The sequence below is a fragment of the Vibrio sp. 10N genome, assembly GCF_036245475.1.
Taxonomy (GTDB): Bacteria; Pseudomonadota; Gammaproteobacteria; order Enterobacterales; family Vibrionaceae; genus Vibrio.
In genome coordinates, this window is sequence record NZ_BTPM01000001.1 from 1,059,488 (window position 1) to 1,072,801 (window position 13,314).

At 47.2% G+C, this 13,314-nt stretch carries 11 protein-coding genes; 3 read left to right on the forward strand and 8 right to left on the reverse strand.

Annotated features, from left to right (window positions below):
• Positions 1-159: 159 nt before the first annotated feature.
• From AAA946_RS05120 to AAA946_RS05145, 6 genes are all read right to left on the reverse strand, one after another.
• Positions 160-414: a hypothetical protein gene (locus tag AAA946_RS05120; protein ID WP_338163894.1), complete on the reverse strand. Its 255-nt coding sequence runs from the start codon at positions 412-414 to the stop codon at positions 160-162.
• Positions 415-526: 112 nt separating this feature from the next.
• The gene (locus AAA946_RS05125) at positions 527-2,263 is read right to left on the reverse strand and encodes an ABC transporter permease subunit (protein ID WP_338163895.1); all 1,737 of its coding nucleotides are present in this window, start codon (positions 2,261-2,263) and stop codon (positions 527-529) included.
• 5 nt (positions 2,264-2,268) lie between these two features.
• Positions 2,269-3,774 carry an ABC transporter substrate-binding protein gene (locus tag AAA946_RS05130; RefSeq protein ID WP_338163896.1) on the reverse strand — a complete coding sequence of 502 codons (1,506 nt, stop codon included), beginning with the start codon at positions 3,772-3,774 and terminating at the stop codon, positions 2,269-2,271.
• A 12-nt stretch (positions 3,775-3,786) separates the two neighbouring features.
• Positions 3,787-4,641, reverse strand: a complete 855-nt coding sequence (locus AAA946_RS05135) for an ABC transporter ATP-binding protein (protein ID WP_338163897.1) — start codon at positions 4,639-4,641, stop codon at positions 3,787-3,789.
• Complete coding sequence (locus tag AAA946_RS05140) at positions 4,641-5,396, reverse strand: ATP-binding cassette domain-containing protein (RefSeq protein WP_338163898.1); 756 nt, start codon at positions 5,394-5,396, stop codon at positions 4,641-4,643. The genes AAA946_RS05135 and AAA946_RS05140 overlap by 1 nt, the downstream gene beginning before the upstream one ends.
• A gap of 149 nt (positions 5,397-5,545) precedes the next feature.
• Complete coding sequence (locus AAA946_RS05145) at positions 5,546-6,901, reverse strand: MATE family efflux transporter (protein WP_338163899.1); 1,356 nt, start codon at positions 6,899-6,901, stop codon at positions 5,546-5,548.
• Positions 6,902-7,358: 457 nt separating this feature from the next.
• Here AAA946_RS05145 and AAA946_RS05150 point away from each other — a divergent pair, with 457 nt between their 5' ends.
• From AAA946_RS05150 to AAA946_RS05160, 3 genes are read left to right on the forward strand one after another with little or no spacing between them, the layout of a single operon-like run.
• Positions 7,359-7,823, forward strand: coding sequence for a Fur family transcriptional regulator (locus AAA946_RS05150; protein ID WP_338163900.1), 465 nt, complete (start codon positions 7,359-7,361; stop codon positions 7,821-7,823).
• A 27-nt stretch (positions 7,824-7,850) separates the two neighbouring features.
• Positions 7,851-9,185 carry a dihydroorotase gene (locus AAA946_RS05155; RefSeq protein WP_338163901.1) on the forward strand — a complete coding sequence of 445 codons (1,335 nt, stop codon included), beginning with the start codon at positions 7,851-7,853 and terminating at the stop codon, positions 9,183-9,185.
• Positions 9,186-9,206: 21 nt separating this feature from the next.
• Complete coding sequence (locus AAA946_RS05160) at positions 9,207-10,241, forward strand: CobW family GTP-binding protein (protein WP_338163902.1); 1,035 nt, start codon at positions 9,207-9,209, stop codon at positions 10,239-10,241.
• Positions 10,242-10,299: 58 nt separating this feature from the next.
• On the opposite strand, the gene AAA946_RS05165 is transcribed toward AAA946_RS05160, so the two are convergent.
• Positions 10,300-11,172, reverse strand: coding sequence for an aspartoacylase (locus AAA946_RS05165; RefSeq protein ID WP_445206057.1), 873 nt, complete (start codon positions 11,170-11,172; stop codon positions 10,300-10,302).
• 136 nt (positions 11,173-11,308) lie between these two features.
• Positions 11,309-12,592 carry a DEAD/DEAH box helicase gene (locus AAA946_RS05170; RefSeq protein ID WP_338163903.1) on the reverse strand — a complete coding sequence of 428 codons (1,284 nt, stop codon included), beginning with the start codon at positions 12,590-12,592 and terminating at the stop codon, positions 11,309-11,311.
• Positions 12,593-13,314 lie beyond the last annotated feature (722 nt).

A 13,314-nucleotide genomic window follows, 5' to 3' on the forward strand; every position in this document is an offset into this window, starting at 1 on the left:
TACATATCAGTATGGTTGGCAATAGGGAGATGTTCAATTGCGTTCATTATCAAGGGGTAGGCGAGGGCGTTGGAGTTACGCTAGTATGGCGGCAAAATGGAGGCAATTGAGCGCGCCATTTAAGAGAGTACGGCGCGCAGAATCTATGTGTTGGTCAACTTACCCAAGCAGGATGGAGGTTTCCAAAACGTGCTGGGCATTGTCCAGTAGCTGTGGATACTTGGTCATCAATTGTTTGTATTTGTCATCTATGGACTCAAGAGCACGCATCGCTCCAAACATTTCCACCGTTTGCTCTGGCTGCAGGCTGAGAAGCGCTTTCAAAGCGTCTAGGGAAATGTGGTTCGCTGATTCGACTTTAGCGATCGCACCGTCGATCATTTCGAGGGTAATGTGAGAGTTGTTATTGTTCATTATCAGGCTTTTATATTGAGAGCGATGTTAGATCTTAATGATCTCAAGATTTCGTGTTGCGAGATGTTAATCTTGTTGCACGCCTTTTACCTTGATTCGGATCATGGACAGCTTAATCATCAAACAACAAATTGATGGCAACGCCCATCATAACAAGGCCTGCTATCGGTCCCATCACACCCATGGGTGCTCGCTCTATATAGGGCAAATTCTCAGCAATCATCAACCCCCACTCTGGTGAAGGAGGCTTGGCTCCAAGACCAATGAAGCTAAGTGCAGTCAGGCTTAAGGTAATCACTGGTAGTCTTAGCAATGCGTGTCTAAGTAGTGGCGGAAGAACGTAAGGTAAAATGTAGTGTCTCAACACTTTTACGCGCCCTGTTCCCCAAATCGGTGCTAAGTGGGTGTAGGGTTGTGCTTTGGCTTCGGTAATGAGGCTTGAACAATGTGCCGCTAGCGGAGCCCAAGATACAAAGACGATGGCGATCATGGCGCTACTCGGATGCATCCCGGTCAAACCCGCAACCAGCAGACCCGCAATGATGTACGGTATCCCTTTGGTAATCTCGATAAGGCCTTGGCTAATACGGGTGTTGAAACCTAATAGAATACCAACGAGTAGGCTCAGTAAAGTGGCAATGAAGCCTTCTTTGAAGGTCGATAACATGCCTGCGCCAATGCGCGCCATTAAGTCTCTTCCGATACCATCGGCACCGAGTGGCGCTTCAAAACTCGGCGCGGCTAACCTGACGTATTGACTGGTAAAAGGGTCAGCAACCAGTGACCAACAGACAATAAGGGTCAGCACGGCAAAAATTGAGTAGGCAGTAAGGCGCTTTCCTTTACTCGAAGTAAACGAGAACGTTGAGTGGCTGCTAATTAATTTTCCGCTCTTTACGCTGTGACCAAGAAGCCATTGCTGGATGAGCAGGCCGACACTGCTGATAAAGATTGAGATAAGGAGAAGGACTAAAAGCCCACCTTGTAGCATCGGTAAGTCTTGTGCTTTTGCCGCGCCAAGAATCAGCCGACCAATACCGGGAATTGAGAAAATCTGCTCAACCGCAACCGCCCCGCCAGTCAAACCAATCATGATCATCGAAATCTGTGGAATCAGGCTGCTTATGGCTCGCTTTATTGCAAACCGCAAAATTTGGTTTGGACTCACATTCGCGCTCAACCAAGTAATGACCCAAGGTTCATTCAGTACCCGCTGCAAGCTGTCTCTAAGCAATCGACTAAACAGTCCACTTGCCGGCAGCGCTAATGCGAAGCTAGGTAGCCAAATGTGTTGCCAGCTTTGCCATCCATAAGGCGGGAAAAGACCTAACCAAATAGATAGAATAAGGATCAGCACTGAGGCTACCACATACTCTGGCAGCGATATGAGTACCGTGCTTAAGCTATTGTGGGTTTGATTGAGCTTATTCGCTTTCCATCGATAGAGCGTGTGCAGTAAACCAATACCGCACAGTAAAAACGTCAGCCCAAGTGCGACTGACATTAAGAGAAGAGAGGTGGACAATGTCTGCTGAATGCCGTCTGAGACCGATGTGCCATCTATCCAGGACACACCGAGGTTGCCGTGAAGAGCCTCTCCCAGCCAATCGAGTAGCCTTTCTGTGGCAGAACGGTCGAGTTGAAGATCCTCTCTAACCGCCGCAAGTGCTTCAGGCGTCAACATATGCTGCTGACCTGCTCGCGCTCGGAGAATGGATTGGCTTGGATCGATACCGGCAATATCTGGCATCAAGCCAACAAGAATCACAACGACAATAAGAGAAGCTAAACGCGATAGCCAAGGGGCAATCGCGCTCAACGACAGTCTAGGGGCACCAACAGACATCATTGGGTTTAGTTTACCTTGGTTTGAGCGTTGATTAGACGGCGCTCGCTTGGGTCACGAACCACGTCCGTTACTCTTGTGCTTTCGCCCTGAACCACACGCTCGTGCAGCAGTGGGATCGCAGCGAACTCACCAAGAATTTTTTGCTCGGCAGCAATGATAGCCTTTTGACGCTGTTCACCAAGAGGTTGTAAGTCTGCGTGAGTCAGTGCTTCATCTACGGTTTCAGAGCAGAATTGACCTAGGTTGAATGAACCCTTACAGCCAAAGTCACTTTGCATGTAAGCAACCGGGTCACCCGAGTCTAATACAGTTGCACGTGACAAGATGAACGCATCGAATTTGCCGGACAGTGCATCGTTTTCGATTTGCGCGTATTCACGGATATCAAGCTCAACTTGGAAACCTGCTGTTTCTAGTTGCTGCTTCAGTAGTGCCGCCACTTCTGGCAGCTCTGCGCGGTCGGTAAAGGTACCGATAACGATTTTCTCACCGTTGGCTTTTTTGCCTTCTTCGAGAGGTGTCACTTCTGGACGGATTGGTGCAGCCCAAGCGAGAGCAGGACCTAGTAGGCCTTCTGCGATATCAGCATGGTTTTCGTAAACGGTACGGATGATCTGCTCGCGATCAACGGCAGCCGCCGCTACTTTACGAAGCTCAAGCTGACTGAATACCTGAGACTTGTTGTTGAGGTATAGAGTGTTGGTGCGCGGCATAGCTACTTCGTGTAGCAGGTTTTCATCCAGTGTCGCGATTTGAGAAACTGGCACGGCTTCTACCACATCTGCAGTACCGGTGCGAAGTGCTGCTGCACGAGCGAAGCCGTTTGGTACGTATTCTGCGATAACGGTTTCAATGTTGGCTTTCTCGCCCCAGTAACCATCGAAGCGCTCTAGTTTCGCGCTGGTGGTACCGTTGATTTCTACTAGCTCGAATGGACCGGTACCCGCACCCGTTGGGATGACGCGACCGTTATCTTGATATGCACTGGTTGCCAGAATTGCCAACTGAGGGCTTGATAGTCGGCTTGGAAGCAGTGGATCGTTAAAGGTCGTTTTGATCTCAACGTGGTTTGCATCCAATGCGGTCACTTCGAGGTCGACACCGTCAAGAATGCGCGGCTTAGGCGCAGCATCGAGTGCTTTTTGAAGTGAGTTTACCACTGCATTGGCATCCAGCATTGAACCGTCGTGGAACTTAACACCTTCACGAATCGTAAAGTGCCACGTTAGTGGGTCAACTTGTTCCCATGCCGTTGCCAGCATTGGCTCGGCTTCTGATTTTGGCGTTAGGTTGATAAGCGTTTCCGCCGTGCTCCAACGAGAGAGTTTAAAAGCATCGTCTGAAAGTGGCGATAGGCCAGTGCGCGGCGGCTGCATCATAGCAACACGAATCTCTGATTTTACCTCGGTGTTAGCTGCTGTATCTTGAGCTTCTTGTTTAGAATCAAAACAGCCTGTTAATGGCAAAGCTAAAGCAAGCGCACAGGCTAATTTAATGGAATGGATACGCATTGTGAGTGTTCTCTATAGTATTTGTGAGTTGGTGTTGTGTTTATTTACCGCTGAGGACAGCGATTGTGCGTGGATTAACGCCTGGGTTGTTGGGTGAGTAGGGGAGTTCATAATGCGCTTTGCGTCATCATGCTCCACTACCTGACCCCGGTCTAAGACCATAATGTCATCACACAACGCATTGGCTGCGCCAAGGTCGTGCGTAACTAAAATAAGTTTTAATTTTCTTTGCTGCTTAAGCGTGTTGAGCAGGTCAATAAGCCGCTGGCGGTTGACAGGGTCAAGGCTGCTGGTTGGTTCATCGGCAACCAGTAGTTCGGGCTCGACAATAAGCGCTCGTGCAATGGCGACACGCTGAGCTTGACCCGTGGAAAGCTGGCTTGGCGTTAGAGTCAAAAGTTCAGGTCTAAGTCCAACTTCTTCCAGTGCTCTTGTTGCTTTTTGTTGATGGTGGCCTTTAACACCTAGACTTTCTAGCGGCTCAACTAATATTTGAGCGACGGTGTAATAAGGGTTCAGGCTGGTATGCGGCTCTTGTGGAATCAGTTGGATCTGCTTACATAGTTCAAGGCGCTCTTTGCTCGAGGCGATTGGCAGAGTGTGTCCCAATACATTGATGTGCCCCTCTTGTGGTGCTCGCAGTCCAAACAAGAGCTCAATCATGGTTGATTTGCCTGCGCCAGAAGGCCCGACTATGGCGACGCTGCGATCAGCAACCTTGAGTGACACCTTTTCTAGTGCTTTAAATGGTTTGCCACCCAGCCATTTGGGTAGTGAGTAGTGGTGCACGCTAACGTGAACAAACTCGATATCCAATGTCGTAGTATTTTCAGGCGAGTCTGTAGACTCTAAAGTACAGACTTGCATTACATCAGCCCTCTCAGAGATTTACAGAAATCATGAGTACTGCACTCTAGGGCATGCCGTGGTTCGCCGTAAGCAATCACGCGACCTTCATCAATAACCACCATTTTGTCGCAAGCGAGTGCACTATGGAGGTCGTGTGTAATGAGAATGCCAGCCATGTTAGCCTCGCGCACACTTTCTCGGATCAAAGTCAGGATCTCTTGTTCAGTCACAGGGTCCAGTGCACTCGTTGGTTCATCAGCAATCAACAGTGATGCTTTGCTTAACAAGCCAATCGCAATACAGACTCGTTGCCTTTGACCGCCAGAAAGTTGGCTTGGCAATAGCTTGAGGATTGCTGAAGGATCAGAAAAACCTAGTCGTGTGAGTAAGGCTACGATGGTGTCTCGGTCGTCTGCTTTAGGCTTGGTTCGCCAACGGGTATGCGCTAGCGTCAGTTGAGCTTCAACCGTTACAAGTGGATTGAGTGCTTGGAGCGCATCTTGAAAAATAAAGGCAGCGCGCTGCTCTGGTGGGCGTTCGATCAAAGGCACATTGCATACGTTGACATTCGCCAAGAAGATGTCACCAGAGACCGACATCGACTTCGGAGTAAACCCAGCAATCGCTTTTGAAAGCATAGACTTACCAATACCAGAAGGTCCCATAACCGCCAGTATTTCGCCACAGGCGATTTCAAACTGAATATCTTGGAACAAGGTTCGTTCTTGCGACTGGATGGAAAGCTGATTAACGGTAAGGATTGGGGTGTTCACAGAACGGCTCTAATTGCTGATGTTATAACGTAACAATAGTAACATCGACACCGTTCGATGAGAAGTGGGATCCCAAGCTGATTTTGCCTCTTCTCAGCATCAAATAAGCTAACTGTTTAATTAAAAAGCGCTCTTAATGAGCGCTTTTATCAATGTACTTTAGCCATTTTTACTGTGGATAGGTTGATGGGCGTTTTAGACTCAATACACTTCTTTTTTACTTGACCAATAAATGGATACAAGAAGCCAATACGGCCACAGTAGAACAGTGTAAAGGCGAGCCACAGCCCGTGATTACCCCATAAATCGACACTCAATGCTTGCACGGCAAGAAACACAATTAGCGTCGCAATACTCGAATCTCTCACAGGTCTTGTCGTTCCGGTACCGGTAAAGATGCCGTAAACAGTCAAGCCGAACCCTGCCACAAGAGGGAACACCAATAGCCACGGTGTCATCTCCTGATACAAGTCTACGATGGTCTCTAGGCTTGTAAATAGGTAAACCAATTGAGCTTGAAATAGAGCGACAACGAGCGTGAGCAAAACGATTAAACCCGCAGTCCATTGGAAATTGAGGGTCAAAACGCGCTCCAGCATTGATGGATTTTTCTCCCCGACGGCTTTGCCAGCAAAGACACTCGATGCATTCGCCACCCCGTCAAAAAGGTAGCTGACGATAAATGTAATCTGCATCAAGATAGCGTTGGTCGCGAGTGTATCAGTACCAAGTTGAGCGCCCGTTCGTGCCATCATGTTGAAGAATGTCAGCAAGCACACCGTGCGCAGCAGCAGGTCGGTGTTTGATGAGATTATGGTCGAAAGATCGCTTTTGGTCATCTTTGAAGCTGTCATAAGTGATGACAACGATATTCCTGATGTTCTCAAAACCAAGCTCATACCAATGGCGAACATCACGACTTGAGAGATCAAGCTTGCATAGGCAACCCCTGCAACGCCAAGGTCAAAGTAGAGCACAAAAACGGCATCTAGTACGATGTTCAGAGCGTTGCCAAAGACTTGGGTGTAGAGCGTTTCTTTCGCTTTTGCTTGCCCCATCAACCAGCCGATAACGGTGTAGTTGAGCAAAACAAATGGGGCACCAAATATAAGAATCGAGAAATAGATTTCTGCTTGTTGGGCTACGTCCGTTTCGGGTTCGATGATCCAAAGGGCCCCTTGCCAGAGCAAAGATTGCAACAGGATAAATATCAGTCCAACAGACGCTGCGAGCACAAATGGCCGCATCAGACTGCTTGCCAGCAGGCTTTGATCACCTTTACCTAATGCCATCGCACTTTGACCCGTCGTGCTGACACGAAAGAAGCCAAACAACCAATACAAGGTGTTCATAATCACCGTACCGACGGCGACCCCTGCGATAAGCTCTGCAACGCCGAGTTGGCCAATGACAGCAGTATCAACTGCCCCAAGCAGTGGTTGCGTGACAGTCGAGATAATGAAGGGTAGGGCAATCTTGTAATAGTCTTTGTGAGAGATAGTCATAGTAGAAAACAGAGCGTGCAGCGGTGATAATGAGATTGATTTGCGATAGTGAATGGTAGTGGTTTCTATGAACGGTGTCATTAAAATAATTGTGGGGATTGGTCGAAAGGTTAAAAAACCAGCAAGCAGAATACCGCCTAAGCGTTGGCATTAGGCGGTGTTTGCGATGGTACTCAATACGTTAGGGGCGAAATTAACCTTTAAACCAGTAGCCGCCCAAAAGTGACACGTGCATACTCTTCGCCTGCGAGCACAGACTCACATAAGTAACTCATCAGTTCATTGGTTTGAATGCGGGCGTTTTTGAGCATAGTTCTTCCTTGATTATCAAAGAAGCGTACGTGACAAATGTTACGCTTGAGTGACTATGCTTTTCACGCTGCACTAGTAAAGATTGCACTACACAAATGTTATGTTATAACATTTGTGTGATTTCCAGTGTTATCTCGAGTGAACTATGAACACCATTGACAGTTTGATTCAGCATGCAGAGCTGCATTGCTCGCAGCAAGGGAAGCGTCTGACGACAAAACGTAAACAGGTGCTTTTGACTCTACTTCATTCAAAACGTGCGTTGTCCGCTTACGAGCTCATCGATTATGCCAAAACCGAGCTTGGAGAAACCCTTCAGGCCATGTCTGTTTATCGTATTCTCGAGTTTTTGGAGAGTGAACATTTAGTTCACAAGCTGAACACCTCAAATAAGTTTATCGCCTGTGCCCACATTCATCGCGACTGCGAACATGGAGTTCCACAGTTCTTGATTTGCTGTAAATGCGACAAAATTGTTGAGCAAACTATTCCCCCCTCGACGATCACTAATCTGGAATCCAATGCCGAGCAAGAGGGCTTTACCGTCGTGAGCCCTCAGTTGGAAATTAACTGTGTTTGCGATGACTGTTTCGTGAAACCAGACAAATAGAACATACCAAGGAGATTAAGTAACCCCATGTCATCAACACTAATCATCAACGCAAAAGTCGTCAACGAAGGCGAAGTTCGAGAGACGGACGTGCGTATTAAAGGACTACGCATCGAGCAGGTAGCGCCAAATCTTAGTGCTTTGCCTAACGAGCAAGTGATTGACGCACAAGGGGCCTACTTGATGCCTGGCATGATTGATGACCAGGTACATTTTAGAGAGCCAGGGCTAACTCATAAGGGCTCAATTGCAACAGAGTCGCTCGCGGCTGTCGCTGGTGGTATCACGAGTTATATGGAGATGCCAAACGTGAGTCCATCCACAACAACCATTGAGGCGCTTGAGCAGAAGTATGCCATTGCGGCCAAAAGCTCCGCTGCCAATTACGCCTTCTATCTTGGTGCGACAGAAGACAACTTGGAGCAAATAAAAAGGCTGGATCCTACTAAACACTGCGGGGTAAAAGTGTTTATGGGGGCATCGACCGGTGACCTCTTGGTGGAGCATCCGGAAGCGTTAGATAAGATTTTCCGAGATTCACCAGTATTGATTGTGACGCACTGTGAAAGTGGCGCGGTGATCGCTGAGAATCGCGCGCGTTTGCTTGAGTCTCGTTCTGAGTTCACTATTCACGATCACCCAATACTGCGTGATGACAAAGTGTGTTATGCCTCTTCATCTTATGCGGTCGATCTGGCTAAGAAACATCAAAGTCAGCTGCATGTTTTGCACATCACAACAGAAGAAGAGCTGAGCTTGTTCGAGGCCGGAGCGGTAGCAAACAAAAGTATTACAGCAGAAGCTTGTGTGCATCATTTGTGGTTCACTAATCAAGACTATGCAGAGAAGGGTAACCTGATTAAATGCAATCCAGCGGTAAAATATCAAAGCGATCGTGATGCGATAATTGAAGCGATCAAAACGGGTCAAATCGATATCATCGCGACCGACCATGCCCCACATACGTTTGAAGAGAAGCAAGTTGAATACGACAAAGCACCAGCGGGTTTGCCATTGGTGCAGCACGCACTGCTTACACTGATGGATCATGTCCATTACGGCAGGTTGAGCGTCACTGATGTAGTAGAGAAAACAGCGCATAACCCCGCGCTGCGCTATGGTATTGAGAGTCGAGGTTTTATCCGTGAAGGTTATTTTGCCGATCTTGTGCTTATAGACAATGATTCAGTGACTGCGGTTACTCATGACAACACTTTTTATCACTGTGGCTGGTCGCCATTTGCAGGTCATTCATTTGCCTCTCGAGTGAAGCGCACTTGGGTTAACGGTCAAATGGTGTTTGATGATACTAAGCCCGCTTTCATTGATAGTAACGCGATGCGACTGTGCTTTAGACGATAGTCTTTAAAGACGCGACAGTAAATGAACCAGTTTGAGGAAAATTTCACAGTGAACGAAAAGAGCAATCGTATTGAAGCGGTACCAACCAACATCATCACTGGATTTCTTGGTGTCGGAAAAACATCGGCAATCTTACATCTACTCAAGGATAAACCTGCCGATGAGCGCTGGGCAGTGCTCGTCAATGAGTTTGGAGAGATTGGAGTCGATGGCAGCTTAGTACAAGGACAATCCGGTGAGGCCGAACAGGTCTTCATTCGCGAGGTTCCTGGTGGTTGTATGTGCTGTGCTGCGGGACTTCCAATGCAAATTGCACTCAACCAGCTATTGCACGAGGCAAGGCCAGATCGTTTACTTATTGAGCCAACAGGCCTCGGGCATCCAAAAGAAGTACTCGAAGTGCTGTCCTCTGAACATTATCAAACAGTGTTATCGTTGCAAAAGACACTGACGTTGGTTGATGCCAGAAAGCTCTCCGATACTCGCTATACCAACCATGAGACATTCAATCAGCAGATTGCGATTGCGGATACCATCGTCGGCAGCAAAATCGATTTGTATCAAGCTGATGAGAAGCAGTTGCTGAAAGCATATGTTGAGCAGGTCGGCCACCCCGATGCTCAGGTGATATTTGCAGAGCACGGCAATATTCCGTTTTCAGCCTTTGAAGGAGCGACGCTAGCCAATGAACAGCATCACCACCATCATCACCATCATCATTCGTCAAAACCGCTAGCCTCAGAGTTGCCAATGCCGGAGAGCGGTATAATCAAGGCAGAAAATGAAGGGGAAGGGTTTAAGAGTATCGGCTGGCGATTTGCCCCAGACAAAGTGTTTGATCGCCAAAAACTCGCGCTGCTTCTTCTAGACTTGGACGTCGAGCGCATGAAGGCGGTGTTTATTACCAATATGGGGATTTTTGGTTATAACCTGACATCAGATGGGATAACCGAAATGGAGCTGGATGATTGTGCGGAAAGTCGAATTGAGCTTATTGCGCATAAGTTTGATGAGACCATCGAACAGCGACTCCTTGCTTGTGTCACCAGTGTTTAAACGTAATCACTCTCTAATTAACTAAACAGGCGGGATTCTAGTCCCGCCTTTTTGATCTCTAGCTCACGCGAACGAGGCGTTTCTCTGCCACCGCCATAGCAATATTACTCTGACAATAAGCACTTTCATTGATGAAATGTGGATAGACGGTGTCTTTACCTTGCCAGTGCACATCGTAGCCAAGGAAGGTGGCTAGAATAGGCTCGCCTGGCTCAACGGCGACAAAGTCTCTACCACAAAGCGTTGGGTGGACGGTCGCAAGGCGCATTCCATCGATATCGAGAGGAAACATGACCTCTTCGATATAGCCATAAGCCTCGTAATCGTTGAGCTGGACTGTATTGTTTAAGTTTCTGTTCTCAATATAGTCGAGTACTGCGGTGAGCAAGTTCTTCATTAGCTCTAGAGTCTCGTACTTGAGTGAGCCATGGGCTTGCGCACCGACCTCTAGCATCAGTCCATGCTGACCAGTCGTACACAAATACGGTTGGTCTTGCCAAGGTTTACGGTCTTCAAACAGGATATTCGCTTCTGGCATGCGCTGTTTGACGTAGGCACCCATCTTTGTGTAGTAAGGGTCGTTTGACAGCAGAATCAGCGTTGCACCCATATTGCTGGTGGTGTTGTGTAGGTCGATAATCAATTGATTTTCGTTGTTGGCATGTTGCTTAACAAATTCCGCCGCTAAACGTCTTTCGTTGGTGTCCGATTCTAAGTCCGCAGATGAGAAGGCGCGATTTAGGTCTATGTCTATGAAACGGGTATTGTTCTTTACTGCTGGAGGATTGCCCACTGTGCTTTTGACCTGAAAGGTCGAGCGGTCAGCTTGGTACACGCCATCTCGAATGAGTTTTTGTAAGTAAAGGCCTGAAAGCTCGTTGCCATGTGTTCCAGCAACCAGAAGTACCTGATTGATTGAGGGAATTGTCATATCGATATCTGCCAAATTCAAATAATAAGATGTTATAACATAACAATAAAAGCAAGATCTAGCGTTGGCTTAGTAACGATAAAAAAACGCCGCTGACGTATCACGTCAGCGGCGTTTTTAAAAGACAGCGGCGTTATTACGCGCCTTTCGATTTATTGCGGATTGCACGCATCATCTTCAGGCGTCGCTCGGCAGAACTTTGCTCTTGCTGAGGGTTGTTCTTACGACCTTGACGATCTTTGTAAGCCGGTTTGCTGTGCATCTTAGTCAGCAGGGCATCACGACTTTTTGGCTCGTAGCCGGCAAGTTGGATACGTTTGATACGCTGCTGAATGAGGTTTTCAACTTGTACCAGCGTCAACTCTTCGTCGCGACTTACAAAAGAAACAGCATGGCCTTGTTGTCCAGCACGACCGGTACGACCAATGCGGTGAACGTAATCTTCTGCAAGGAACGGCATGTCGTAGTTCACAACGTGTGGCAGACCTTGGATATCAAGACCGCGCGCTGCTACTTCTGTCGCAACCATGACACGGGCTTTGCCAGATTTAAATTCTTCCAGAGCACGGCGGCGTGAGCTTTGCGCTTTATCACCGTGGCAAAGAACCGCCTTGATACCATCTAGCTTAAGCTCTTTAACAACTTCGTTTGCGGTTTCTTTGTAGTTTACGAATACCAAAACTTGCTGCCAGTTTTTACGGCCAATAAGTTCAGAAAGAAGCTCTAGCTTACGCTCTTCATCAACAGGGTAAACTACGTGGAAAACCGTCGCGGCCGTTGAGTTTTCTTCATTAACAATAACGCGCTTCGGCTTACGAAGAAGATCTTGTGCCAACGCGTTCATTTGCGCTGAAGAAGTAGCAGAGAACAGCATAGTTTGTGGGTGACCAGACACACCACTCATGATAGTGCGAATAGCGCTAATAAAGCCCATGTCCAGCATGCGATCAGCTTCATCGAAAACCAGGAACTCAAGGTTTGCGAGGTTGAGATTGCCTAGTTCAATGTGCTCAATCAGACGACCCGGTGTGGCCACTAACACATCGGTACCATTCTCAAGTTTACGCTCTTGAGAGGACATTTTAGCACCGCCGTAAACAGCAGTGACCGTGAGGTCGACATACTTAGTGTAGTCCGCAATATTATTAGCAATTTGATCGACGAGCTCGCGCGTAGGCGCCAGAATCAGTGCTCGAGTCGTTGCACGGCCAACTTGCTTTGGTGCATCCAGCAACTGTTGGATGATTGGCAAAGAGAATGCAGCCGTTTTACCCGTTCCCGTTTGTGCATGAGCTAGGATATCGTGTCCGCGACGTGCATGAGGGATCGCCTGTTGCTGAACAGGGGTGAGTTTTTCATAGCCGCACTCAGTGAGGGCTTGTGCTATCTCTGGTGAAAAACCTTGTGATGAAAATGACATTCTATGTTCCTAAAAGCAGATGACCGTGTTCTCTTGACCACAACAATGTAAGTTTAGGGTGTCGTGGCAAAGATGGCCGCTGATTATAAGGGAAATCTGTGCTCGTGTGGGACTAATTTCGGATCTTTTGTTCTTCATAGAATCTAACGACTCAGAGAAGGGGGGTGAGTGGGGCTTGTTGTTACGCTAAAGCGGGATCTGATCATCGGCTTGCTGTAAGCAAACGCTTGGGTGACGCCATTCAAAGCAGTCGAAGTGAATCAAAGTCACTGAGTCGTGTTCTAGCACTTGTTGTAATCGCTAGCAGAAAGTTTAAATAAGTTATTGAAGATAAAAGATATTAGCGACTATATTCCCTTGCTAAATTTATGATGTAGGAAATGTAATGTCTGAAATTGGATGAGTATTTAACTACTTTCATTTAATGAAATTGTTTAATGGAATTTAGTAAACAATTGATGTGAAAGGCTTTAATTTTTTAGACTATATTAGTTTCACGATCACATTCAAATAATGATGTAAAAATCATTAAATGCGTTTCTATTTGGCGAATGATTAAGCTATTATTGGCAGCTTATTAGGGACATTGGCGTCCAGTAAATAGATTTAACTTAGCTTAACTTGTTGTAATAATGGTAAAAAGTATTTTTTCGCCGTTGTGGGTGTTGGCATTAATGGCCATTGTACTGTTTTCCCACAGCGCACGTAGCGAAGTAAAATTA

Bases quoted from the DNA above. Each gene is read 5' to 3' on its own strand.
- AAA946_RS05120 (WP_338163894.1), bottom strand. From the start codon at position 414: ATGAACAATAACAACTCTCACATTACCCTCGAAATGATCGACGGTGCG.
- AAA946_RS05125 (WP_338163895.1), bottom strand. From the start codon at position 2,263: ATGATGTCTGTTGGTGCCCCTAGACTGTCGTTGAGCGCGATTGCCCCT.
- AAA946_RS05130 (WP_338163896.1), bottom strand. From the start codon at position 3,774: ATGCGTATCCATTCCATTAAATTAGCCTGTGCGCTTGCTTTAGCTTTG.
- AAA946_RS05135 (WP_338163897.1), bottom strand. From the start codon at position 4,641: ATGCAAGTCTGTACTTTAGAGTCTACAGACTCGCCTGAAAATACTACG.
- AAA946_RS05145 (WP_338163899.1), bottom strand. From the start codon at position 6,901: ATGACTATCTCTCACAAAGACTATTACAAGATTGCCCTACCCTTCATT.
- AAA946_RS05150 (WP_338163900.1), top strand. From the start codon at position 7,359: ATGAACACCATTGACAGTTTGATTCAGCATGCAGAGCTGCATTGCTCG.
- AAA946_RS05155 (WP_338163901.1), top strand. From the start codon at position 7,851: ATGTCATCAACACTAATCATCAACGCAAAAGTCGTCAACGAAGGCGAA.
- AAA946_RS05160 (WP_338163902.1), top strand. From the start codon at position 9,207: ATGAACCAGTTTGAGGAAAATTTCACAGTGAACGAAAAGAGCAATCGT.
- AAA946_RS05165 (WP_445206057.1), bottom strand. From the start codon at position 11,172: ATGACAATTCCCTCAATCAATCAGGTACTTCTGGTTGCTGGAACACAT.
- AAA946_RS05170 (WP_338163903.1), bottom strand. From the start codon at position 12,592: ATGTCATTTTCATCACAAGGTTTTTCACCAGAGATAGCACAAGCCCTC.